Annotated in this window: 25 protein-coding genes; 7 read left to right on the top strand and 18 right to left on the bottom strand. The window is 45.9% G+C overall.

Translation table 11 applies throughout. The annotated features are described in order from the left end of the window. Positions 1-210: 210 nt before the first annotated feature. Both dnaJ and dnaK read right to left on the bottom strand, forming a co-directional pair. Complete coding sequence (gene dnaJ, locus L5L97_RS16345) at positions 211-1,347, bottom strand: molecular chaperone DnaJ (protein ID WP_113941183.1); 1,137 nt, start codon at positions 1,345-1,347, stop codon at positions 211-213. A gap of 110 nt (positions 1,348-1,457) precedes the next feature. After that, the gene (gene dnaK / locus L5L97_RS16340) at positions 1,458-3,377 is read right to left on the bottom strand and encodes a molecular chaperone DnaK (protein WP_105251655.1); all 1,920 of its coding nucleotides are present in this window, start codon (positions 3,375-3,377) and stop codon (positions 1,458-1,460) included. A 288-nt stretch (positions 3,378-3,665) separates the two neighbouring features. On the opposite strand from dnaK, the gene L5L97_RS16335 reads away from it, so the two are divergent. The 3 genes from L5L97_RS16335 (at position 3,666) to L5L97_RS16325 (ending at position 5,719) form a co-directional block, all read left to right on the top strand. After that, entirely contained in the window at positions 3,666-4,586 is a 921-nt protein-coding gene (locus L5L97_RS16335) for a DMT family transporter (RefSeq protein ID WP_263182856.1), read from the top strand. A 119-nt stretch (positions 4,587-4,705) separates the two neighbouring features. Beyond that, complete coding sequence (gene ybaK / locus L5L97_RS16330) at positions 4,706-5,182, top strand: Cys-tRNA(Pro) deacylase (RefSeq protein WP_263182854.1); 477 nt, start codon at positions 4,706-4,708, stop codon at positions 5,180-5,182. A gap of 228 nt (positions 5,183-5,410) precedes the next feature. Beyond that, positions 5,411-5,719 (top strand): hypothetical protein, encoded by a 309-nt coding sequence (locus tag L5L97_RS16325; RefSeq protein WP_105251653.1) that lies wholly within the window; start codon positions 5,411-5,413, stop codon positions 5,717-5,719. 104 nt (positions 5,720-5,823) lie between these two features. On the opposite strand, the gene L5L97_RS16320 is transcribed toward L5L97_RS16325, so the two are convergent. The 5 genes from L5L97_RS16320 to L5L97_RS16300 all read right to left on the bottom strand — a co-directional run bounded on the left by L5L97_RS16320 (position 5,824) and on the right by L5L97_RS16300 (position 10,656). Further along, positions 5,824-7,101 carry a glutamate-5-semialdehyde dehydrogenase gene (locus tag L5L97_RS16320; RefSeq protein WP_263182852.1) on the bottom strand — a complete coding sequence of 426 codons (1,278 nt, stop codon included), beginning with the start codon at positions 7,099-7,101 and terminating at the stop codon, positions 5,824-5,826. 12 nt (positions 7,102-7,113) lie between these two features. Further along, a complete protein-coding gene (gene proB / locus L5L97_RS16315) occupies positions 7,114-8,232 on the bottom strand; it encodes a glutamate 5-kinase (protein WP_219251160.1) in 1,119 nt (372 codons plus the stop codon). Between the two features lie 202 nt (positions 8,233-8,434). Beyond that, a complete protein-coding gene (locus tag L5L97_RS16310; protein WP_131523194.1) occupies positions 8,435-9,724 on the bottom strand; it encodes an NCS2 family permease in 1,290 nt (429 codons plus the stop codon). Positions 9,725-9,983: 259 nt separating this feature from the next. After that, positions 9,984-10,304 (bottom strand): carbon starvation protein CstA, encoded by a 321-nt coding sequence (locus L5L97_RS16305; RefSeq protein WP_168822716.1) that lies wholly within the window; start codon positions 10,302-10,304, stop codon positions 9,984-9,986. Positions 10,305-10,329: 25 nt separating this feature from the next. Continuing rightward, positions 10,330-10,656 carry a winged helix-turn-helix domain-containing protein gene (locus L5L97_RS16300; RefSeq protein ID WP_263182851.1) on the bottom strand — a complete coding sequence of 109 codons (327 nt, stop codon included), beginning with the start codon at positions 10,654-10,656 and terminating at the stop codon, positions 10,330-10,332. A gap of 207 nt (positions 10,657-10,863) precedes the next feature. Here L5L97_RS16300 and L5L97_RS16295 point away from each other — a divergent pair, with 207 nt between their 5' ends. Both L5L97_RS16295 and L5L97_RS16290 read left to right on the top strand, forming a co-directional pair. Further along, a complete protein-coding gene (locus tag L5L97_RS16295) occupies positions 10,864-11,415 on the top strand; it encodes a DUF924 family protein (RefSeq protein ID WP_263182849.1) in 552 nt (183 codons plus the stop codon). 151 nt (positions 11,416-11,566) lie between these two features. After that, entirely contained in the window at positions 11,567-12,424 is an 858-nt protein-coding gene (locus L5L97_RS16290) for a substrate-binding periplasmic protein (protein WP_263182848.1), read from the top strand. 15 nt (positions 12,425-12,439) lie between these two features. Here the strand turns inward: L5L97_RS16290 and L5L97_RS16285 are convergent, their stop codons facing one another. The 3 genes from L5L97_RS16285 to L5L97_RS16275 all read right to left on the bottom strand — a co-directional run bounded on the left by L5L97_RS16285 (position 12,440) and on the right by L5L97_RS16275 (position 13,972). Further along, positions 12,440-12,877, bottom strand: a complete 438-nt coding sequence (locus L5L97_RS16285; protein WP_219251157.1) for a universal stress protein — start codon at positions 12,875-12,877, stop codon at positions 12,440-12,442. Positions 12,878-13,048: 171 nt separating this feature from the next. Beyond that, positions 13,049-13,480, bottom strand: a complete 432-nt coding sequence (locus L5L97_RS16280; protein WP_028761700.1) for a universal stress protein — start codon at positions 13,478-13,480, stop codon at positions 13,049-13,051. Positions 13,481-13,588: 108 nt separating this feature from the next. Further along, positions 13,589-13,972, bottom strand: a complete 384-nt coding sequence (locus tag L5L97_RS16275) for an STAS/SEC14 domain-containing protein (protein WP_028761699.1) — start codon at positions 13,970-13,972, stop codon at positions 13,589-13,591. A 226-nt stretch (positions 13,973-14,198) separates the two neighbouring features. Here L5L97_RS16275 and L5L97_RS16270 point away from each other — a divergent pair, with 226 nt between their 5' ends. Both L5L97_RS16270 and L5L97_RS16265 read left to right on the top strand, forming a co-directional pair. After that, positions 14,199-15,623: a coniferyl aldehyde dehydrogenase gene (locus L5L97_RS16270; RefSeq protein WP_173243152.1), complete on the top strand. Its 1,425-nt coding sequence runs from the start codon at positions 14,199-14,201 to the stop codon at positions 15,621-15,623. A 17-nt stretch (positions 15,624-15,640) separates the two neighbouring features. Further along, a complete protein-coding gene (locus L5L97_RS16265) occupies positions 15,641-16,246 on the top strand; it encodes a TetR/AcrR family transcriptional regulator (protein WP_173243149.1) in 606 nt (201 codons plus the stop codon). A gap of 147 nt (positions 16,247-16,393) precedes the next feature. Here L5L97_RS16265 and L5L97_RS16260 read toward each other — a convergent pair whose 3' ends face one another. The 8 genes from L5L97_RS16260 to L5L97_RS16225 form a co-directional block, all read right to left on the bottom strand. Beyond that, positions 16,394-17,200 carry a CsgG/HfaB family protein gene (locus tag L5L97_RS16260; RefSeq protein WP_105251644.1) on the bottom strand — a complete coding sequence of 269 codons (807 nt, stop codon included), beginning with the start codon at positions 17,198-17,200 and terminating at the stop codon, positions 16,394-16,396. Further along, a complete protein-coding gene (locus L5L97_RS16255; RefSeq protein WP_106649655.1) occupies positions 17,200-17,595 on the bottom strand; it encodes a curli assembly protein CsgF in 396 nt (131 codons plus the stop codon). The genes L5L97_RS16260 and L5L97_RS16255 overlap by 1 nt, the downstream gene beginning before the upstream one ends. 10 nt (positions 17,596-17,605) lie before the next feature. Next, positions 17,606-18,016, bottom strand: a complete 411-nt coding sequence (locus tag L5L97_RS16250) for a curli production assembly/transport protein CsgE (protein ID WP_131523186.1) — start codon at positions 18,014-18,016, stop codon at positions 17,606-17,608. Positions 18,017-18,315: 299 nt separating this feature from the next. Next, a complete protein-coding gene (locus L5L97_RS16245; protein WP_263182847.1) occupies positions 18,316-20,004 on the bottom strand; it encodes a sensor histidine kinase in 1,689 nt (562 codons plus the stop codon). A gap of 46 nt (positions 20,005-20,050) precedes the next feature. Beyond that, positions 20,051-21,529, bottom strand: coding sequence for a sigma-54-dependent transcriptional regulator (locus L5L97_RS16240; protein ID WP_263182846.1), 1,479 nt, complete (start codon positions 21,527-21,529; stop codon positions 20,051-20,053). A 123-nt stretch (positions 21,530-21,652) separates the two neighbouring features. Further along, positions 21,653-22,852, bottom strand: coding sequence for an FtsX-like permease family protein (locus L5L97_RS16235; RefSeq protein WP_263139972.1), 1,200 nt, complete (start codon positions 22,850-22,852; stop codon positions 21,653-21,655). 10 nt (positions 22,853-22,862) lie between these two features. Beyond that, entirely contained in the window at positions 22,863-24,173 is a 1,311-nt protein-coding gene (locus L5L97_RS16230) for an ABC transporter permease (RefSeq protein ID WP_263139970.1), read from the bottom strand. Positions 24,174-24,184: 11 nt separating this feature from the next. Beyond that, entirely contained in the window at positions 24,185-24,934 is a 750-nt protein-coding gene (locus L5L97_RS16225; RefSeq protein WP_263139968.1) for an ABC transporter ATP-binding protein, read from the bottom strand. Position 24,935: the final 1 nt, after the last annotated feature.

Here is a 24,935-nt window from a genome sequence, read left to right as displayed (position 1 = left end):
TTATAGCAACTGCTTGATTCCGAATTCAACTCCGAAGTACGACACAGGACAATTAAGCTGCTAATTGGTGAAACACCACCGCAGGCTGCTTCAACTTTAAACACTTTAATATTTGGGCATAAATCCGAATATAAAAAAGCCCTGCAAGGTTAACCATTGCAGGGCTTTTTTCTTCTAGTGCGCAGCTAACCTCTGCGCCACTAGACCAAGTTAGCTATTCAGATCTTGAAAGAACTTTTTCACGCCATCGAAAAAGCCCTCAGCCTTTGGGCTGTGTTTTTTCGACTCACCTGTTAAGGTGGCTTCAAATTCGCGTAACAGTTCTTTTTGACGATCGTTTAAGTTAACTGGGGTTTCCATAACCACTTTGCAGAGCAAGTCGCCTACCGCATGGCTGCGAACCGACTTGACGCCTTTGCCACGTAAACGGAACATACGGCCCGTTTGCGTTTCGGCTGGGATCTTCAGGCTGACTTTACCATCCAGTGTTGGCACTTCAATCTCACCGCCTAGGGCTGCTTTACTGAAGGATATCGGCACTTCGCAGTAAAGGTTGTTGCCATCACGGACGAAAATCGCATGCTCACGCACGCTGACCTGAACGTATAAATCCCCTGGAGGCGCGCCAAATTCACCCGCTTCGCCTTCACCCGCTAAACGAATACGGTCGCCCGTATCAACGCCGGCTGGGATCTTAACCGATAAGGTTTTGCTCTTTTCAACACGGCCATCGCCATGACACTTAGTGCAAGGATCTTTGATGATCTTGCCGCGGCCATGACAGGTTGGACAAGGCTGTTGCACCGCAAAGAAACCTTGGCGCATTTGGACTTGGCCTTGACCATGACAGGTGCCACAAGTGGTTGCAGAGGTGCCTTTTTTAGCGCCGCTGCCTTCACATAGATCGCAAGTCGCCAGTGTTGGGATACGCAGTTCTTTGGTTAAGCCTTTAACGGCTTCTTCCAGTGATAATTCTAGGTTGTAACGTAAATCTGAGCCGCGGGCCGCTTGGCGTTGACCGCCACCACGACGTCCACCGCCGAAAATATCGCCAAAGACATCACCGAAAATATCACCGAAATCGCCTTGACCACCACCGTAACCACCGCCACCGCGATTAGGATCCACACCCGCATGACCAAATTGGTCATAGGCCGCTTTTTTGTCGGCGTCGGTTAGGATCTCGTAGGCTTCTTTAATTTCTTTAAAGTTAGCTTCTGCGGTTTTGTCGCCTGGGTTGCGATCTGGGTGAAATTTCATGGCCAGACGTTTGTAGGCCTTTTTAATTTCACGTTCGCTGGTGTCACGACTGACACCTAATACTTCGTAATAATCTCGCTTTGACATAATCTCATGCTTCTCAGCTGGTGTTGAACAAACGGGCGTTAGGGTTGCCCCGTAACGCCCGCCTAGAAATTAACGCTTTGAAATCAATCTATTTGATTGAAAACAAGTCATTATTTCTTGTCGTCTTTCACTTCTTCGAATTCAGCATCGACAACGTCATCGGCAGCAGCGTTAGCCTGTTTGCCCGCGTCGGCATTGTCGCCGCCTTGAGCTTGAGACTTAGCTTGAGCGATTTCCATCAGCTTAGCAGATGCTTCGATCAAGTTTTGAGTTGCCTTTTCAATGGCTTCTTTGTCATTGCCTTTGCTGGCAGTGTCAACAGCGGCCATAGCAGCTTGGATTTTCTCTTTATCTTCGCTTGGCAATGCATCACCCGCTTCTTCCACTTGTTTCTTAGTCGCGTGGACTAAGCCGTCAGCTTGGTTGCGTGCTTGCACTAACTCTTCAAACTTCTTGTCTTCATCTGCGTGAGCTTCGGCATCACGTACCATTTGCGCCACTTCTTCTTCGCTTAAGCCAGAAGAAGCTTTGATGGTAATGTTTTGTTTCTTGCCGGTTTTCTTGTCTGTCGCAGACACATGCAGAATACCGTCGGCATCGATGTCGAACATCACTTCAATTTGTGGCTGGCCACGTGGAGCTGGCTCAATACCGTCTAAGTTGAACTGGCCTAATGACTTGTTCGCGCTCGCTTGCTTACGCTCACCTTGCAGTACGTGAATCGTCACTGCGTTTTGGTTGTCATCGGCTGTTGAGAACACTTGCTGCGCCTTAGTAGGAATAGTGGTGTTCTTTTCAATCAACTTAGTCATCACGCTGCCCATGGTTTCGATACCCAGAGACAGTGGTGTTACGTCTAACAGTAATACGTCTTTCACGTCGCCTGACAGAACGCCCGCTTGAATTGCAGCACCTACGGCTACCGCTTCGTCTGGGTTCACGTCTTTACGAGGTTCTTTGCCGAAGAAGTTTGTCACTGCTTCTTGAACCTTAGGCATACGTGTTTGACCACCCACTAGAATCACTTCGTTGATGTCTGTTACAGATAAATCTGCATCAGCCAGGGCAACTTTTAGTGGCTCTAATGTACGGATAATCAAGTCTTCAACCAGTGATTCCAATTTAGCACGAGTGATTTTAATCACTAAATGCTTAGGACCTGTTGCGTCTGCCGTGATGTATGGCAGGTTCACTTCAGTGTGGTTGGTGCTTGAAAGTTCAATTTTCGCTTTTTCTGCTGCCTCTTTCAGACGTTGCATTGCTAATGGATCTTTACGCAGATCTAAGCCTTGCTCTTTCTTGAATTCGTCAGCTAAGTAGTTGATCAAACGGTTGTCAAAGTCTTCACCACCTAAGTGGGTGTCACCGTTGGTTGCCAACACTTCAAATGTTTGGTCGCCATCGTTGCTGTCGATTTCGATGATAGAGATATCGAATGTACCACCACCTAAATCGTATACTGCAACAATGTTGTCGCCTTGTTTCTTATCGATACCGTAGGCTAATGCTGCAGCCGTTGGTTCGTTGATAATACGTTTAACATCAAGACCTGCGATACGACCCGCATCTTTAGTCGCTTGACGTTGTGAATCGTTAAAGTAAGCAGGAACAGTAATAACCGCTTCTGTTACTTCTTCACCTAAAAAGTCTTCTGCGGTTTTTTTCATCTTTTTCAAGATTTCTGCAGAAACTTGTGGTGGAGCCATCTTGTTGCCACGCGATTCAACCCATGCATCACCGTTGTCGGCTGCAATGATTTTGAATGGCATGATGTTCACGTCACGTTGGACTTCGTCATCTTTAAAGCGACGACCAATCAAACGCTTAATCGCGAAGAATGTGTTAGTCGGGTTAGTCACAGCTTGACGTTTTGCTGGCGAACCGACAATGGTTTCATCATCTGTATAAGCGATGATTGACGGGGTTGTGCGATCGCCTTCAGCGTTTTCTAACACACGTGCTTTGCCACCATCGAGGACAGCTACACAAGAGTTTGTTGTGCCTAAGTCGATACCAATAATTTTACCCATGAGGTCCTCCGAAAAATTTCATTCAATCTAAATTTGTTTAGTTGGTTTTGATATGGGGCTAGACGGTTTAAATATCAAGTCCATCGTTGGCCACCTTCTCTGCCTTGATACCTATATTGGGACAGGGAATTTAATTACAAGGGCGAACAAAAAAATTTTCTGATTTATCTTTCTCGCATCTACAGCGGGATAAAATATCCAATCACATAAAATAGTCTTGCTTATCAACCAAAGCTGTTATTCAATCTGCCCACATTTGGCGGATGTTTATCCTAGTAAGGTAGCAGAGTGAAGTCTTCGAATTTAGCGTACGTGTATGGCATGGCGGCGGTCTTTCTCTGGTCTACAGTGGCCACGGCCTTTAAGATTGCCTTGAGTTACTACACACCGCTGCAACTGGTGTTTGTTGCCGTACTCACTTCGATTATTGCCCTTGCCGGAATCCTTGCTTGGCAAAAAAAGCTTTCCTTACTCAAGCAACAGTTTTTACGCCGCCCCATGTTTTATCTGGTGACTGGACTCATCAATCCCTTCCTTTACTATGTCGTGTTATTTAAAGCGTATTCCTTACTGCCAGCGCAGCAAGCTTTGTCACTTAATTACACTTGGGCGGTATTACTGCCGTTACTGGCCGCGCCTTTGTTAAAGCAACATTTGCGTAAAAGCGACATTGCAGCGGCGCTGATTGCCTACACTGGTGTGTTTATTATTGCCACCGGCGGCGATATCAGCGGCTTTAGTTTTGATAGCCCGCTCGGTATCGGCCTTGCTCTCACCAGCACCTTACTCTGGTGCCTATATTGGATCGTCAACACTAAAGATCAAGGCGATCCTGTGGTGAGTTTATTATTGAGTTTTCTTATCGGCTTACCTTTTGTTGCCGTCACCTTAGTGCTGACAGATACCCTGCCCAGTTTTAGTCTTAAGGCGATATTTGCAGGTATGTATGTGGGCTTGTTTGAAATGGGCATTACCTTTGTGCTCTGGTTAATGGCGCTGAAAACCGCCACTCGCACTGCGAACATCAGCACTATGGTGTTTTTATCTCCTGTGATGTCGATTGGTTTTATCGCGTGGATTTTGCAAGAAACGATTGCGATGGCGACCTATCTCGGCCTAGCCTTTATTTTATCGGGGATGATGTTGCAGCAACTTCTGCCCCGTTATTTAGAGCGTAAAAACAAGATAAGCACAAAGCTAGCGGAATAATCGTTGAGTAACAGCCTTAAATAATGTTAGCTCATGGCAATGAGCCAATTAAAAGAGCTGGCTAACATTTTAAGCCAAGATTAAGCGCTAATATCCTCCATTTTGTGATGGAGTATAAAATGACCCCGGCCGTCAGATTGGCGAAAAAAGCCAAGATTGCGTTTGATATCTTAGAGTACAGCCACGATCCACACTGCGCCGCCTACGGCGAAGAAGCCGCTAACACCCTAGGGCTTGAACCCGCGCAAGTATTTAAAACCCTTTTAGTTGCCATCGACAAAGCCCATGCGCCGATTGCCGTTGCGCTCGTGCCCGTCGATCATCAGCTTAATCTAAAAGCCGTAGCTAAATGCTTAAGACAAAAGAAACTACAAATGGCCGATGCCGACCTAGCACAAAAATCCTCAGGCTATCTGGTTGGCGGTATTAGTCCCTTAGCGCAAAAGAAACAATTGCCAACCTTGATTGATGCCAGCGCTCAAGGCTTCGACAGGATTTATGTCAGCGCGGGCAAACGCGGTTTAGAGATAAGCTTAGCGGCCACAGACTTAGCCCTGCTTTGCAAAGGCGAATTTGCCGATATCAAGACACTTTAAGCTAGATGCTTTAAGCTATCTCGACCACATTTAAGCACAAGTCATTCGACGTTAAATAAGCAATTCACTCCACTTTAAGTTGTACGCGCTCATATTAGATAAATGATGAACAAGGCTCAAACGGCAACAAACTGCCAGCGTACTGAGTCTAAAGTGGAAAGCGTTTGATAAAGCCGAGATATCCGTCTATAAATTGTACTGAGGTACAAATCGACTAAGGATAGTCAGATGGAAAAATCAACCCAATGGAATCCAGAAAATAGCATCAGCCCTATCAGTTGGTGCGCCATGCTACTCTGCATCGCCTTATTTATTTATGAGCATTTCTGGGGAAACAGTTTTACCACTATGGTAGTCATGCTCTATTGCAGTTTTATGCTGCCTTCGGTTTTACTCACTCGCAGAGTACAAGAAAAGTACTTTATTTATACCTTGGAATACATCAAGGCCTTTCGTAAATTCACTGTTGTTATGTCGACGATATTTTTCTGTATCTGGTTACTTGCTACTTATACCCCGCTCACCATAAGCAGCTAAACTCGTTAGCCAAACACATTGATGTCGCTATTCAGTTGGATACCGTAAACAAAAAAGCCGTCAACGTAGTAGGTTAACGGCTTTGGGTTTATCGGTATTTACCGCTAAACACGACTGGTGTAATCACCCCAAGCTAACCACTTATATGTGGTTAATGCCTCAAGCCCCATTGGACCGCGGGCGTGCAGTTTTTGCGTGCTAACAGCCACTTCAGCGCCAAGACCAAACTGACCGCCATCGGTAAAACGAGTACTGGCATTCACATACACGGCGGCTGAGTTCACTTCATTCATAAAGTGCGCCGCTGCATGAATATCATCGGTCAAAATGGCTTCCGAATGGCCGCTAGAATACTGGCGAATATGACTAACGGCGGCATCGATATCGCTCACAACTTTAATGCCTAAGGTTAATGACAGCCATTCAATACCAAAATCCTCAGACTTAGCAAGCGCCACATCGAACCCTAAACCATCCAGCAGACTAAAACTTGTGTCACAAACTGAAAAACGCACGCCTAGACGATGCAGATATTCGGCAATTTGCGGTACAAAGCTGCTCGCCACGCGCTCATCCACCAGCAAGGTATCAAGGGCATTGCACACAGTTGGACGCTGCACTTTGGCATTAGCGATTACGCCTAAGGCACGCTCAAGGTCGGCATTTTTATCGACATACAAGTGGCAAATACCAATGCCGCCTAAAATCACTGGAATCGTCGCTTGCTCGGCACATAAGCGCTGCAATGCTTGACCGCCGCGCGGCACTATCATGTCGACATATTGATCGAGCTTAAGTAAACCTGTCACTAGGGCTCTGTCTGAAGAATCAATAAATTGCACCGCATCTATGGGCAAACCTTGGGCGACAATCGCGCCGCGGATCACTTCGCTGATAAGCTTATTCGATTCAAGGGTTTCTTTACCGCCACGGAGGATCACCGCATTACCCGTTTTAAGGGCAAGTACCGCGATATCGACAGTCACATTCGGGCGCGCCTCGTAGATAACCCCAATCACGCCCAGCGGTACGCGGCGACGAGTCAGCCTTAAACCGTTATCTAATAACTTGCTGCCAAACTCTTCGCCCACGGGATCAGCAAGGCGGATCACATCGCTGATATCACCGATAATGCCCGCTAAACGCGCATCATCGAGCAACAGTCTGTCGATCATCGCCTCCGTTAATCCATCGTTCTTAGCGGCGGCAACGTCTTTAGCATTAGCCGCTAAAATGGCGGCGGAGTTTGCCGTTAGCGCATCGGCAATAGCTTCGAGTAAGTCAGCCTTTTGGCTCGCCGTTAAGTTGGCTAAAGCATAACTGGCCTGTTTGGCATTTTGGCCAAGTTGCTGTAAATACTGATCTTGATTCATTTGACTCAAAATAGACCTCGCTTATAAGACAACCATGTCGTTGCGGTGCACTATTGCGTCACCATAATCGTAACCGAGTACAGACTCGATCTCGTCGGAATGCTTGCCCGCAATCAAACTCAGGGCTTGGCCACAGTATCGTGTCATCCCTTTAGCAATCACTTTACCCTGTTGATCAACTAATTGTAGCGTTGCACCACGTTCAAACTGACCTTTAACACCTACGATACCTTTAGACAATAGACTGCGGCCCTTGTCAGTCACGGCTTTGACCGCGCCCGCATCAAGCACTAAAGAACCTTGAGTCGCAGGTCCTGCTAGAATCCACTGTTTGCGGCTTTCGAGCGGGTTTTCGATGGCACTAAAGTGAGTACCGACGGACTCTTTGGCGACCACTTTTTTGATCACATCTGGGTGATGGCCAGAGGCGATAACCACTTCGATGCCAGCACGGCGAGCAATATCCGCCGCTTCCAATTTAGTCGACATACCACCCGTGCCTAAACCCGATACAGAACCGCCCGCCAGCATACGCAGACTATCGTCAATCTTGACGACTTGGGAGATCAACTTAGCATTCGGGTTCGTGCGCGGATCGGCATCAAATAAGCCTTTTTGATCCGTCAATAAAATCAATAAATCGGCATCACACAACAGCGCGGCACGGGCCGATAGATTGTCGTTATCACCGACTTTGATTTCATTAGTGGCAACGGCATCGTTTTCATTGATGATCGGCACAATATTATTCGCCAGCAAGGCATTGAGCGTGTCGCGGGCGTTGAGGTAACGCTCCCTATCCTGCAAATCGGCACGGGTCAGCAGCAATTGGCCGACATGCAGCCCATAAATACTAAAGAGTTGTGACCAAGCGAGGATCAACTGACTTTGCCCGACAGCGGCTAACAATTGCTTATTGGCCATAGTGTCGGGCAGTGTCGGGTATTGGAGATGTTCACGCCCAGCGGCAATTGCCCCTGAGGTGCATAATACGACTTCGACCCCTGACTTCATCAGTGCGGCCATTTGACGAGCAAGCTCAACCATGTGGGCTTTATCTAGCTGTTTACTGCCAGAGGTCAGCACACTCGTCCCTAACTTCACTACCACGCGGCGATACGCAATCTCACTTAAGTTCATTATTCATTTGTAACAAAATAACCGAACAATCCTTATACCTAATCCGCTGAGTAATTGGTAGCAAGGAGTTATTAACTCGAGATAAATTTTCGTTTTTGCTTAGAATCGCGCATTAAAAAGGGCCATCGATTAGATGGCCCTCAAAAAATGTAAACAATCTACGCTGCGAGTTTTTACTGTACAGGTGAATTAATCGACAGCATCAACCATAGACAAACTTAGCTACAAACAATGCGGCTAATACTAAAATGCCCACATTAAGATCGCTAAAGCGACCTGTGAGTAATTTGATTGCTGCATATGAGATGATCCCAAAGGCAATGCCCGTCGCGATAGAAAACGTTAGCGGCATTAATATACACACAACCACCACAGGCGCGGCTTCAGTCAAATCTTCCCATTCGACATGCACCAGTCCCGACATCATCAAAATCGCTACATAAAACAGTGTGCCCGCAGTTGCATAAGCCGGGATCATCCCCGCCAATGGCGATAAAAATAACGCAGCAATAAAGAGTAATCCCACCACAACGGCCGTTAAACCAGTACGACCACCCGCGCTCACACCCGCGGTGCTTTCGATATAACTTGTCGTGGTGGAAGTGCCAAAAGCCGCCCCCGCAATCGTTGCTAAACTGTCAGCGGTTAAGGCACGATTCAGACGTGGTAAACGGCCTTTATCATCGAGAAAACCACCGCGCTGTGCAACCGCCACTAAAGTGCCAGAGGTATCGAAGAGATCCACAAATAAGAAGGCAAAAACGACTGATAGCATAGTTACTTCAAATACTTGGGATAAATCCATCTTCATAAATGTAGGTGCGATTGAAGGTGGCATTGATACAATACCCTGATACTGCACATCACCAAACACTAATCCTAGGCCAGTGATAATCAGAATGCTGGCAATCACCGCCGACTTCATTCCCCGCTGCACCATAGCAATAATGAGGAAAAAGCCCAGCACAGCCATAACCGCCGGAAATGCCGTGATATCGCCCAGCGTCACTAGCGTAGCAGGACTTGCCACCACAATACCGGCGCTCTTAAGGCCAATCAGGGCAAGAAACAAACCAATACCTGCAGCAATACCGATACGTAACGACATGGGAATACTATTTACAATCCATTCTCGAATACGCACTAAGGACAAGATTAAAAAGCAAATTCCCGACAGGAATACCGCGCCTAACGCAGTCTCCCAGCTGTAACCCATTTCACCCACGACTGTGTAGGTAAAAAAGGCATTAAGTCCCATACCTGGAGCAAGCGCAATGGGATAATTCGCCATCAGCCCCATAACCAAACAGCCGACAGCCGCCGCCAAACAGGTCGCCACAAATACAGCTCCATGGTCCATGCCCGCATCGGCTAACATCATTGGGTTCACAAAAATGATGTAGGCCATCGTCATAAATGTTGTCAAACCTGCGACCGCTTCCTGCTTGAGGCTCGTTTGATTTTGTTTCAGTTTGAACAGTTTTTCTAACATGGAACAAGGTTCCTTTTTATTTTAAGTATGTAGGGTATTTAGATGTGAACACTATGTAACGTGATAACATTTGCAGCCGATTATAGGGAGTTTAGGCTGGTCAGGCCAGAAAATTGGCAAGGGGAATAGTGAAGGGAAATTCTCATCCATCAATGCAAACGAATGCAATATCCTCGGGTGAGACTCGCGTTGAAGGTCAAGTCTAAAAAATGAACACGTTATGAACAAGATGATTCACTCGTTAGCGACCAATGCTGATTTATAGCCATAAATAGCCTACATAAAGAGTAACAAGAATATATACAGCAGAAATAACTAAATTCAATTTCCACAGACTCAACCAAAAACTCCCTTTAAAATATGTACGTAGCCTTACTTCTGATTTGCATAATGTTAAAGAAGAAGGTACCAACATTAACGCAGAACAGCCAAAGGCTGGTAATACCATAAAAATCATGCCTAAACCCGCAGCCCCAGCAGAAGCTTCAGATGTTTGACCGTCAATAGATGCTAGCGTTATATATCCCAAAATGACGCCTGCGATGGCAAGAATAAAACCTAACAGTTGAAGAGTTCTCAAATTCGTCCTTGGTAACAAACAGCGTTTAAATTGACTTCTCGTAAAATCCTATCAGCTCAGCGATTTCGCTTAGATGAGTATCGACCCAAGCGCTGCTGATCGGCCCCCAGGTGACTATGCGGTAATAACCTGAATTGTTACGGCTGCCTTCCTGCACAAACTCGACTCGAATACCTATATCCTCAAAAGCTGCGATAGCGTCCTGTAAAGTTCGGCGAGGCATTCCGGTTAACTTATTGAGTGATAATAGATTATGGCGGTCATCATCCATTAAATGCGCCAAATATAACTTACGCAGAAACGCCTTATTTTGCTTTGAAACCTGTTCGGATGCTGGCATTGAAAGTGACATAGGATGACCTGTCTGGAAACAAAAGTAATTATCATCAAAACTACTTTATATTCAGTCAATAAGGCAATAGCCAATACTAAATACTTACGGTTCGCGACAAGATCATCAGATAACAAATCTGCACTTAAATCAAACAAAACGACTTGTCATCCTCCCCCAACAACTGTTATTTCTAATATCACTCAACACCTATGAAGAAAGGCTAAAATGAGCCAGACAATCACAGCAGACCAAATACTGACATTTTGGTTTGAAAACATTGACCCAAAGCTTTGGTGGATTAAAGATGTTGAATTTGATACCCAGATCAAACAGCGCTTCGAAGGTGTACTACTTCAAGCTAAACGGGGAGAGCTTTCACATTGGCGAATCACGCCTCAAGGTCGATTAGCTGAGATCATAGTGCTCGATCAATTCTCCCGTAATATTTACCGCAATACGCCTGCCGCATTCGAAGCCGATGCGATAGCCCTAGTGCTCGCCCAAGAGGCCGTTGCCCAACGGGTCGACACAGCACTAAAATCCAAACAAGTCCCTTTTCTATTTATGCCCTATATGCACAGCGAATCGGCAGCCATTCACCAAGTAGCAGTAAAACTGTTTAATCGCGAAGCTGCGATAACAAACCTCGCGTTTGAACTGCGCCATAAAGCGATTATCGACAGGTTTGGCCGCTATCCACATAGAAATATTATCTTAGGCAGGGAGTCTACGGCGGAAGAAATTGCTTTTCTGACTGAACCGGGCTCATCCTTTTGAGCCTGTAATAGGTTAAAGCGTTAATGTGTATTTGATAAATAAAGCCGTGCTGAGTTCACAGACACACTACACTTACTCAAGAAAGTCATGGAATGACTTGGCGAGTATCAAACACAGTTACAAGTGTATACCGCGGAGGTGTTGGTAACTTATGGCGCATAAACTAAATAAGCCAAATAGCTCAGTGGCTCGTCGTAACCGCTATAAATTGATGGGGTTACTCATCTTATGCGGCGCTCAGCTCAGCCAAGCGGCTGAAATTAAGATAGGCGTCAGCCTGTCTATCCCGCCCTATGTCATCCAAGCAACCAATAGCGGGATCGAACTCGAATTACTTAACCAAGCCCTCGCCGTTAAAGGCCATACAGCTTCTATCCACTACTTACCACTGGCGCGCACTTTCCATGAACTCAGGGAGGGTAAACTCGATGGCATCATCAACATCAAAGAAGGAATGATTAACAACGTTTTTTATTCCAACGTTGCGATAACCTACCAAAACTGCGCCATCAGTCTCGAGAGTAATCAATTTAATATCAATAACATAAACGATTTAAACAACAAACAAGTCGTCGCCTTTCAACGTGCATCATCGTTACTGGGGGAAGAGTTTGCCAACATGGTTAAGACCAATAGCGGCTACCAAGAACAAGCGAGGCAAGTGCAGCAGGTTTATATGCTGATGAAGCGCAGGGCCGATGTCGTTGTGATGGATAAAAATATTTTCAAATACTACTTAAAGCAGGCCTATCTTGAGGGCAAACTCACTGAGAAAGACTTAAAACAACAGGCGATTTGCCACCAAATATTCCCACCTACAGAATACAAGTTCGCGTTTCTTAGTGAACAAATTCGGGATGATTTTAATGCGGGACTCAAACAAATTACCCAAGATGGTAGCTTAGTGGCTCTGCAGGAAAAGTATCGACGCCTGATGTCATTTGACAATGAAGCCGAGGCGTCGACTAAGTTAACAGAACCTAAAATGATCAAAAATGATTCCTACTAAACTTATCCCATAGTGTTATTTCACCACCAACACAGGGCACTTAGCGTACTTAACAATATCCTGTGTAACGTGGGGTTTTAAAAAGTCAGCTAAACCGCTGCTCCCATGACTAGCGATAACCACCATGCCTACATCAACGGCTTCCGCTAAAATCTCATCAATAGCATCACCATGGCGCACGACTAACTTAATATTGAGCCCTTCGGTAAGGTTCTGCTGCATTTCCTGCTGCAAACTTTGCATTTTTGCATCAACGAAAGCTTTGAGTTCATTTTCCAATGTAGCGGGAATATCGACCGCAATACCATAACAATGGGCGCCACGGGCAGGGCTAGTCACATGCAACAACCGAATATCGACGTGATAAACATTTGCCATTTCAACCGCATATTTTAACGCATGGGCCGCAGTGGATGAAAAATCCGTAGGGCATAACACTTCTTGAGTACGCATAAGCTTATCCATCATTTGAGTTTTTAATTAAGCTAATTATTAAGGCCAAAATACCACTATTTTATAGCAGTTTGCTATGCTTCTTACGTACCCATTTCAATTAATTATTCTTTATCAATCAAAAAGAAAGGACGCTATAAGCGCCCTTTGGATTTATAGAGTCAAAGCCAGTTACTTAACCACAAGCACAGGACAAGCTGCACCATTCGCCACCGCTTCTGAGACATTGGTGTGTAAAAAATGCGAAATCCCAGTTCGGCCATGGCTAGCAATTACTACCATGCCAATGTCTTTACTGTTGGCCTCTTCTAAAATTTGATAGACAGGATCGCCACGGCGGATCAAGGTAGTGATAGGAAGCTCAGTATTCAATCCATCCAATAGTGCTCGCATTTTAGTTGCCGCCGCTTCCTCCATGCTTTTAGCAAGCTCTTCAGGGGTAATAGATAGAATCATAAAGTTTTCATCACCGATCGGCTGTTCAACCACATGTAAGATTTTTAGCCCTACATGGTATAGATTAGCCATTTCAATGGCATAACTCAGTGCATGGGCCGCAGTTTCCGAAAAATCTGTGGGCCAGAGTATTTGACCTGTACGCATAATTTGTACTCCTTCTATGGCGCGAATGGATTGCTGGGTGAATCTTTACTGTGCTGCTATAACGCCCGATTTAGCGCATTGGCAGACCACAAACTTCATCTCACAACCTTAGTCTCTTAGCCAAGCAACAGCATCGCCATTATCAACAAAAAACCTTACCTCAGCAGGCGTAAACCAGTTTGCCAATTTAGCCAACACTTCCTGCAAAGTCGTCTTACCGACGATAGCTATTTTCTCGAAATGACGAATATGCTTCACCCCAAGTTTGAGATCGTCCCAAGCGGCCTGTAGTTCCAAGCCTTCCAACTCGGTGACATCTACCAAGGCAAAGATATCAGGATCTTTCACCCCAGCTAATGCAGACTCCAACACAGGCACCATCATTTCGTAGTCTTGATGAGTTAAGGTACCGATAGCTTTAAAGGTAACGAAAAAATCATCATCACCGTAACGCTCAATACCAATCGAAATTCCGTGCTTTAACAATGCCATACATACTCCTTATGTAACAACCCTTGATTTAGTGTAAAAGCTAACGCCACAACAAGCCGTGATCTTGCTCAAAAATACACCAGATACCTTGCACCATCTCACTAAGCAAGCTAGGATAAACCGACTAATCAGTCGGTACTGATTTAATAAAAGACTCAATCTAGACGATTACTTAAATAAAGTACCGAATAAGACTCAGCCTACCATTTCCCTTGGAGCAACCACTATGAATATGGCCACCGAACACCTTAATACTTCGCCACTGACTCAGTTGCTCCAACGCCAACGCAGCAGTTATTTAGCGGCGCCGAATCCTAATTACGCTACGCGAGTGGAGCAATTAACTCGACTTAAGGCGGCCATACTGCAATTTCAAACACCCTTAGTCGAAGCCTTAAGCCAAGACTACGGCCATAGATCGATTGATGACAGCCTGATCTCAGACATTATGCCTGTCATCAACAACATCAATTACAGCTTGAAAAACCTCAAAAAATGGCTCAAGCCCAGCGCTCGCCATGCGGGCATCTTACTCGCACCCGCCAAAGTCACAGTGCATTATCAACCTTTGGGGGTGATCGGTATTATCGTGCCTTGGAATTTCCCCGTCATGCTGTCAATTGGCCCGCTAGTGACTGCTATTGCCGCGGGTAATCATGCCATGCTCAAAATGTCAGAATTTACCCCAGCGACCAACCAAGTGATCAAACGGTTATTGGCACAAGTCTTCGATGAATCCCACGTGGCGGTTGTTGAAGGTGAGGCGGACATTGCCGCCCAATTTTCTGCCCTGCCCTTCGATCATTTACTCTTTACAGGCTCGACCACAGTCGGCCGCCATGTGATGCGCGCCGCAGCGAATAATCTCACCCCAGTAACACTCGAATTGGGTGGTAAATCGCCTGTGATTATCGCCCCCGATATGCCGCTTGAGATAGCAGTAGAACGAATGATTTACGGTAAGTGTTTGAATGCCGGACAAATCTGCGTAGCCCCTGATTATGTGCTTTGCCCTAAAACCAAGGTGGATGACTTTATCGCCGCCTACCAAGCTAAGTTTAAGGCCATGTACGGCACCATTAACCACAATAAGGACTATGGCAGCATCATTAATACACGTCAGTTTGACCGCTTGATGACAGTGCTCGAAGACGCCAAAGCAAAAGGTGCCCGTGTTATTTCAGCAACTGACGAAGCCATAGATAGCCAACATCGTAAACTCGCAACTCAGTTGATAACTCACACCAGTGAAGACATGCTATTGATGCAAGAGGAAATTTTTGGCCCATTGTTACCGATTATTAGCTACGACACCTTAGATGAAGCGATTCAGTACATCAACCACAGAGCCAGACCCTTAGCGCTTTATGTGATGAGTTTCGATGAGCCAACTCAGCAAAAGATCCTCCAGCAGACCCATTCTGGCGGTGTTTGTATCAATGAAACCGTGTTTCATGTCGCCGCCGACGATGCGCCCTTTGGCGGAATAGGCCCGTCGGGCATGGGGCATTACCATGGCAAGGAAGGCTTTTTGACCTTCAGCCATGCTAAAACGGTACTCAGCCGTGGCCGATTCAACACAGGCAAATTTGTGCACCCGCCCTACGGCACTTTTATCCAGCGCATCTTAATGAAGCTATTTTTGCGCTAGTCATTGGGGGATAAATCTTGAATAAACCATCAACAACACAACCCATTAAAACCATGACTGATAAACGCCAAGCTATTCTCGATACTGCTTTAGCGCTCTTTGTCAGCCAAGGATTTCATGGCACGTCCACCGCCTCGATTGCGAAACAAGCAGGTGTAGCAACGGGCACCTTGTTCCATCACTTCCCTTCTAAGGAAGCCTTGATGGAATCTTTGTTTCTTACAATAAAACAAGAATTTGCCGATGCCTTACTGTTAAACACCCATAAGGGCAGCGATCTTAAACACAATGCCCTACAACTATGGCAAAGTGCGATAGATTGGTCGCTGGATAACCCTGTCAAACAACTGTTTTTTCAGCAATATTCAATGTCGCCCATGATTGCTGCTAAGGTGCGCGATCAAGCGATGAATAGCATCTTAGGCTTTATTAGCGAACTCATTAAGCAGGGACAAATGATGGGGCTAATCGCCCATTATCCAGTGGAATTGATGCTAGAAAACTGCCACGGCCAATATCTAGCAGCAACGCGTTTCTTTATCGATAATCCGCACTTGGGGACAGATAGAACATACCGCGATGCCAGTTTTGAACTGTTTTGGAAGGCCATGCAAACGGACTAAAATAGCCAAATATCAACTGACTGCTGCAATAACTGCAATAAAAAACCGAGTCAGCTTAACTGGCTCGGTTTTCTTTTTCGCTATCGCGACTAAGTGCTAAAGCAGAAGCCTGCTTTGCTCTAGCATCTAATACCGACTTTCAGGCACCTAGCCCTGACTCAACTCCTGGGCTTTTTCTGCTGGCTGCGCCACTTGAGTTGGGCTCCAGTAACCTTGTTTGATGCCCTTATCAATCAGCTCAGCGACCGCCAATTCAATGGCTTGTAATACGCAAAATTGCACTGGCTCATTGGTAGTAAAACCGACTTCAGCCTCAGCGAGTCGATTTAAACTCGTGTAACGGAACAAGCCCGCACGCATTTCTTGGGATAAAACACGTTTGCTGGTTGAGACCGACATCATGACTTTACCTGTGTGTACATCCACGGCGCGTAGATAAATGGTCACCAGATCTTCACGGTACATTTCAGAGGCGCCAATACCGTAGTATTCGACACCGCTACCACCAGTGCTAGTGTTGGTCTCATAACTAATCACCCCACCTTCGAGTAACAATCTGGCGGTGGATAATACGGGCACTTCATCGCCCTTAGTACCGCTCTGTTTGTTGCTGATCTTACGCTCGGTAAGCAAATTTTGTAGCCCTTCACGCTCAACGGGTGTAAACCATTTTGAGTCGAGCAAAGTCTGCATCAACATCGATGTTGCGCCCTGAGTAACCGCGGTCGAAAACGAACTCACGTTAGCCTGCGGCTTATATTGGCCAGTTTGATCGCGAAAGGAATACACGGCCACAGGGATAGGAAACTTAGGTCCTGGTTGAGTTTGCAGCCCACGCATCACCTCACTCAAGGGGTTAACCTCGGCAGCCGTGATATTTAAATCGGGTTTGGAGATCAGGCTACAGGCCGACACACTTAGCAGTAATAAACTCACTAACACTAGACGGGCCATTAGTTGACTCCTCCAAATGTCGGCATTTCAATCACAGTGACTTCACCGGTTTCAGTATTAGTAATAGTTAGCATCACGCCATTTCCCGTTGAAGCCACTTCAATCCGAAAATCACCGGTATCGTAAACACCATCGGTAATTTCACCATCAGCAACACCGCGGGTGATTGAGTTAATGATATTACGCTCTAGGGATTCTTTAAAACGGGTGACAAAGTCCTTCTCGGTCGAGGTAGATTTATTGTCATTCTGGGCTTGGGCTTTATTTAATAGAAAAGCCCCATTTTGTGGATTGCCGCCAAAACTGGGATTCACTGGCGTATAAATCAATTCAGTGGCTTGGCCACTGCTTGCCACACATAGCGTGACAAGAGCAAGTAACGTCCTGTATGTCATTATTATTATCCTAAAAGTCGTCCGATGTTCCTGAAAAATCACCTGTTATTGCATTGGCTCTGACTTGTGCTAAATAATCAATCGTAAGCAAAATCGCCTGCTCTGCGCTCTCTTTAATCGGATTTGCACGACGACCAAAATGGGTGGTGTAAATTCGAGTCCCGTTTACCTCTAAGGTTAAAACGGTTCCAGCCTGTGGAAACACTGTCTCATATAGAGTGACGTTAAAGCCTTGGGTAAAGGGCAATTCGCGCCAATAGCTTGAATAGTAAAAGCCAAAGTCCTTACCAAACCGAGTCAAGGTTCTATCTATTACTAAGCCACTAATTTCAATGTCGTTATCGGCAATAGTGATAGGGGAAGCCAGCAGCAGGAATGGACATAAAACGTAAGTAAGCAGACGCTGTTTTAACTGTTTCACTTATCCCTCCTTAACCTTTTTAATCGAACCTTAAAAACCGCGCTAACCTCTGTTAGAACAAGGTGAGTTTTAACGCAAATTTTCGATAAAACAGGTTAACAGGGTTAAAGATCTCCCGTCATTACGCTGGGGGGCAAATTAGCCCGAAGAGCTAAGGTAAAAAGGCAAAAATAGCCCATTTGGCTAATACACCAAGAGGCAGTTGAGGATAGGAGTTATGCTTTAAACAAGCGGATAAGATAAGCAATAAAAAATGCGACTTAAGAGTCGCATTACGGTGTTTATTCAAAACGCGAGCATTATTGTGGTAACCATAGTCGAACCAACAGGCCACCGTCACTGCGATTATGCATGCTAATACTGCCATCGTGGGCTTCGATAATTTCACGGCACAAAGGTAAACCTAAGCCTGTACCTGATTGTTTTGTTGAGTAAAACGGCAGTAGCGCCTGCTCTAATACTTCACCAGACATACCTGCGCCGCGATCCTCAATCACAATACTAAAACCGGCACCATCCACTAAGGTTTGATACCGAATCGACAGGGTGACCTCCTCGGGGTTTGAGCCAGATTCATGGGCGTTTTTAAGTAAATTAAGGAGCACTTGCTCCATCTGTCCTTGATCGAAAAAACCATCAATCTCAGGTAACTCATGAGTGAGTTTAAAGGGATAATGCTGAGTTAACTGGGCAGTAAATTGCGTCCAATTCACCTGACGCCGTTGCGGGAGCGGCAACTTAGCAAAACGAGCATAGTTGAAGATAAACTGGCTTAGATGACTGGTACGATTCTCGATAGTATCGAAAATCAAAGTTAACTTCGGATTATCAATATCTTTGGTGAGCAGTCGGCCGGAGTTCACCATAGAGGCGATGGGCGCGACTGAGTTATTGAGTTCATGGCTAATAATGCGGATCACTTTCTTCCACACTGCCACCTCTTGACGATTGAGCTCGCGGGTCATCTGCTTGAGCAAAATCAAGTTATGCTGTTGGTTATTCAATAAAAATTGGCCGCGACTTAAATACCAAGTTTCCACATCATCTTCACCCATGGCGAAGAGTCCGTTCTTTTCATGTTTAAGCGCCAAGGCCAATACTTCGGGCAAATCCACCAGCAATTCATCTAGGCTCAAGCCTTCCATTCTGCCCTTTTTATGGAATAGGTGACGCGCCGCATCATTGGCGTAAATGAGCCGCTGATGATCATCCAGTAACAACATCACATTGGGAGAACTTTGAATCACCTTATCCAGTAATAACTCCCGCTGGTAAATGTACTGCCTTTCTTGGCGTAATTTAGCAGCGCTATGGTTAAATAACTGCGCTAAGGTTTTGAGCTGACCTTCGCCATGTTCAGGAATACTCACACTAAAGTCATTATCACTAAAATTTAGCAAGCCGACTTCAAGGGAATCTAAACTGCGGCCGAGATGTCGAGTCAACCAAGCAATACCTAAACCACAGACAGCACAAGCGAGAAACAACACGATCAAACCTTCACCTAAGGTCAAACTCGAGACACGCTCTCCCTTAGCTATCTCAGCGGATATCGCAGGAGATACAGGTGCTTTGGGCGGTAAAATAGATAGCGGTTCTACACGTAAAGGCTCAACCACATGAGGAATAGAATTAAACAGCCCTTCTTTAAGTTGTTCTAACTTGAAGAGTTTTATTTGTAACTGCTCTTGTTTAAGTTGTTCAAGCTTTTGCAGCTCGGCCTTAATCTGCTCGGCCCTCTGGTGCGCTTGCATCGCCGCAGCCTCCTGCAATTGCTCACTATTGTTAAGGGCGAATTCGATGGAGGCGACCGTTTTCTCCAGCTCCGCAAAATCGAGTTGCACATTCACATCAGGGATTTCAATCGTGTTAGACGTGGCAACATACGAAGCATAGGGTGAGATATACTTCACCAAAGCAAAACTCAGCAAGACGCCAAAGGCGCAGCAAGCCATTGAAAAAATGATAAGTTTAGTTCGAATTAACACTCAGATTCCTTAATCGATAGCCTTTACCCTAGCATCTGCACTTAGCCTATGACTTATCTAAACCAAACTTGTCCATCCGCCGATACAGCGCTTGGCGACTGAGTCCAAGCGCTTTTGCCACCCGAGCAATTACGCCATGATGCTGTTTTAACGCCGCTTCGATATCTTCTCGACTCACGTCTATCGCCTCATTGGCATCCGACACTTGGGCACGAACAGACTCATGATAAAATGCGGTATTTACGGGGATGGAAGCGGGCGAATAAACAGGCAGAGGATCAGACTGTCTCAAGCCTGATAGCCGCAACTCAGATACAGATGAAACACTGGAAGCAGATTTTATAACACTCGCAACAGTCACCAAACCAAAGTCAGCTTCAGTCAACACATGGCTTTGCGCCAACAATACGGCCCGCTTACAGGCGTTTTCAAGCTCGCGCACATTTCCCGGCCAGCGGTGCTGTAATAACGCCTGCAACGCAGGTTTACTCAAGCTAAAATCGCTGCCAATAAAATGCTGTACTAAAGGTAAAATGTCATCGGTGCGTTGATTCAGCGGTGGCAATGCCAGTTCAATCACGTTTAAGCGGTAAAACAAATCCTCACGGAATCGCCCTTCGGCGATATCTTGGGCCAGATCCGCATTGGTCGCACTGATCACCCGCACTTTTACTTTCTGGGTTTTATGGCTTCCTAAGCGTTCAAATTCGCCGGTTTGTAGCACCCGCAATAATTTCACTTGCCCAGACAAAGGTAAATTGCCAATTTCATCTAAAAACAGCGTGCCGCCGTCTGCCGCTTCGAAACGGCCAATACGCGCTTTAGTCGCGCCAGTAAAAGCGCCCGCCTCGGCACCAAACAGCTCGGCCTCTAATAAATCCATCGGCAAGGCGCCGACATTGACCTTGATAAAAGGTTTGTTTTTTAAGGGTGAATTGGCGTGAAGAATATCGGCAAGCTTGTCTTTACCCGCGCCATTGGGGCCAGAGATCAAGACCGACACATCGGAGCGCGCCAGTTGCAAGGCTAAATCAATGCAACGCTGCATAGCACCGCTGCCAAAGACAATACCGCAGAGATCCGCATCGGCGATCGCCACTTGGCGTTGATGATTCACTCGCTCCAAGCGGTGGTTAGCACGGGAGAGTTTATAAAGCGCAATCAGATTAGTGATGCTATTGAGTAGCTTAGCGTCATCCCAAGGTTTGCCCATATAATCGGCAGCGCCCGCTTTGACTAATTCAACTGCCGTTTCGAGTTGCGTCCACGCCGTCATCAAAATAATCGGCAAATCCCCTTGGCGTTCGCGCAGGGCGTAAAACAGCTGCCGACCTTCCTCACCCGAGGTGGTATCTCGGGTAAAGTTCATATCTTGGATCACTAAATCCACATCTTGAGTCGCCAATAACCCAAGGGCGTCCTCTGGGCTATGGCAAATCAGCACCCGATAATCATTGAGTTCTAGCATCAAACCTAGGGCTTGGCAGATGGCATGATTGTCATCGACGATAAGGATAGTATCCATAAGTGTGAGTGTTGTCCTAAGTAAAACTGTTAACCGTAAAGTAACAAAAAGTGCAATAACATCCTATTGTTATCGCACTTTTGTCGAGCTTTTATCGTACCTTGAGTGACATCAAATATTCCGCTATACGCTGCGGGTTGCGGTTGCTGGCGAAATATTTGCCGCTTTACGCGCTGGTAAGTAAACCGCTAACGTGGTGACAATAAACAAACCTGCCACAGTAATTAGTGGGTAGCTTAAGTCCAACATAGGCAAGCTATAGATTTTCATCAACTGTTGGCCTAACTGTATCGCTAACAAGCCGCCCAGCACGCCTCCCGCTAAGCAAATCAAATAGTTCTCCACGAGGAAGTAACTGATAATATCGCGCTTTTTAGCCCCCAATGCACGGCGGGTACCTATCTGCTTAGTGCGGCGCTGGATATTAAACATCACCATGCCCGTTAAACCGAGCGAGGTGATAAGCAATAACAACACCACCATCATAGTTAACACAGTAATCATCAATTTATGATCGCGATATGAACTATCTTTTAAGGCCTCGATTGACTTAAATCCATCGAGTACTCGGTTTGCATTCTCTGCCAGCAGCGCTTTTTTTATCGCGTCTTTAAGCTCGGCGTGAAACTCAGGTTTGGCCCGCACCATATAAGAACTACTGCCATAATCCACATTTTGAATCACACTATTTTCAAGGCTAGAACTGTCAATCCACGCGCCTTGTAGTTTTTCGACTACGCCAATCACAGTGATCTGCGCATCCTTACCCTCGTACAACACTTTGCCAAGTGCCGATTCATCAGGCCAAATGGCTTTGGCTAACACACTGGAGATGATCGCTAATCGGCTAGGGCTATCGAGGTTATCCTTAAGTTCATGGGGGTAAAAGTTACGCCCCTCAATCAGCTTAATGCCTAAGGTCTCAATGGTGTGATCTGTCCCTAAATACATGGCAAATTGCGGTGTCGATTTAGCGCTATCTGGGTCGGGGCCCAGATTTAACGTGCTCGACCAGCCGCCACCGCTTAACGGCAACATATTGGTTGAGGTCGCATCAATCACATTGGGTAGCCCCCGCAAAATTTGCTGATCAATTTTGTTTTGCGCGGTTTTATCAATCAATGGATCAAAGTTAAACAAGCTAAAGGTCAATACTTCTGACTCTTTAATCCCCGAATCACGCTGCATCAGGACTAAACGCTCTTGAATAATAAAGCTCGCATTCGCCACAATCGCCACTGACAAAATAATTTGAATAAGCAGTAAGATTGGACCGCTTTTACTGCGCAATAAACTGCTGAGAATAGGTTTAATATGCAACATAATAAGTCCCCTACTGGCTTTTAAGATAAACGCTAGGCTTAGTGCGACACACCACCCACGCGGGATACAAACCAGCCAATAACGCTGTGCCCACCGCAATACTTGGGGTGATAATCCACATACTTGCCGATAACTGGGTTAACCCCTTCGCGACCTCAAACTGGGCCGATAACCCATAAAGCGAAGCATAGGCCCAAGCCAGTCCCAGCAAACCACCGAATAAACCAATCATGCCCACTTCAACCATATATTGAGCGAAGATTTGACCTCGGCTAGCGCCAATGGCGCGGCGTACACCCACTTCGGGCGCGCGCTTGAGAAACTTGGTCAGCATCAAACCTAATATATTGACTAAACAAACACTTAAAAACAGAACACTCAAACCGACCAAGATTTTATTGTCTTCTGGCACCACATGATTGTATTCAAGCCAAGTTGCCACATCGGATACTTTGACTGAATCAGCGGCAGATTTATTATCCGTAAAACGGCCTAGGGCTTTTTGCTCCGCCACATAATTGCTGAGCCAAGAACGGTAACTGGCTACTGCGTCTTTATTTGGTAACTCAACCCAATACAGCAGCCACACTTTTTCAGAGTTAAGGCGATCACTGTAACTATTCATCGTCTCAAACTTCCAACCTGACGTGTTACCCCATATATCAAACTCTTCGATAGGCGTCAGCGAAAACGGCACAAAAATTTGTTCCGTGTCGTTAAAGGCACCGTTAGTGGGATCATAATATTTAGGCTTAGGATCCCAAGCATCAATCACACCAACCACTTGATAAGGTTTACGATTAAGATAGATAACTTTGCCAACACTGTTTTGACCCGCAAATAACTTTTGATTGAGTTTATCGTTAATCACCACTTGATAAGCAGGCTCAGTGTCGACGGATTTATCCCACGCATTACCGTACAAAAATGGCACGTCAAACAGCTTGAAAAAGTCACTGTCCGTCACCCGAATGCTTTCTAAAATAGGCGCAAAATTGGCATCCTCCGTTTGCACTGCCATCCCAGTGCGAAACATCGCAGCTTGGCGTTTAGGTAAGGTATTGTTGCGCAGATTCATCGCGTCTTGGTAAGTCACTAACGAGTTTAACTCATCCCAAGAATCAGGACCTTGGCTCCAAAGCTGTACCGCATTTAACTCATCAGAGCGTTCACCCGCAGGATTAAATGACATCATTTTGTACACGTTTAACGTGGTGATTGTGATGCCAATACCAATCGAAATCGCCAACACCATCAACAGCGACAGCACTGGGGTTTTCTTAATGCTGCGCCAAGCTAAATCAACATAATAAAAGAACATAATGCATATCCTTAACGGTCGGCGTTGGCGACAAGTTTGTCGATATCAGTCGCAGCAGTGATATCACTGACATGTCGATGACCTTGATGATACATAGTAAAATCACACACTTGACCATCGACAATTTGAATGTTGCGTTGGGCGCGGCGAGCGAGTTCAGGATCGTGCGTCACCATGATAATGGTCGTGCCCGCTTGATTGATATTTTCGAGTAATTCCATCACTTGACGTGCCATTAGGCTGTCGAGGTTTCCTGTGGGTTCGTCGGCGAGCAGGAAGCGTGGCTTACCCGCCAATGCCCGAGCTATCGCCACCCTTTGTTGCTGTCCGCCCGACAACTGCGTAGGTAAATGCTTGAGGCGTGAAGCTAGGCCCACTTGCTCTAATGCCTCTTGTACGCGGCGTTGACGCTCCTTGGCATTAAAGCCACGGTAGCGCAGCGGCACTTCAATATTCTCAGCTAAGTTAAGATCGGGAATTAAATTAAAACCTTGGAAAATAAAGCCAATTTTCTCATTACGGACAGTAGCGCTCTTGTTATCGCTCAAGTTAGACACGTTAATCCCATCGAGAAAATAATCACCATGGGTAAAGCCTTCGAGTAAACCTGCGATATTTAAAAAGGTGGTTTTACCCGAGCCTGAAGGACCCGTTACCGCGACAAATTCGCCTTCGTTCACCTCGAGGTTAAAATCGCGCAGGGCGTGGGTTTCAACGAGATCCGTTTTAAAAACCTTGCTCACATTCTTCATTGATAACATA

The sequence above is a fragment of the Shewanella sp. SM71 genome (genome assembly GCF_025653905.1).
GTDB lineage: Bacteria > Pseudomonadota > Gammaproteobacteria > Enterobacterales > Shewanellaceae > Shewanella > Shewanella oncorhynchi.
Note: the sequence above shows the minus strand (reverse complement) of the source record. Positions and strands in the feature narration are given on the sequence as shown.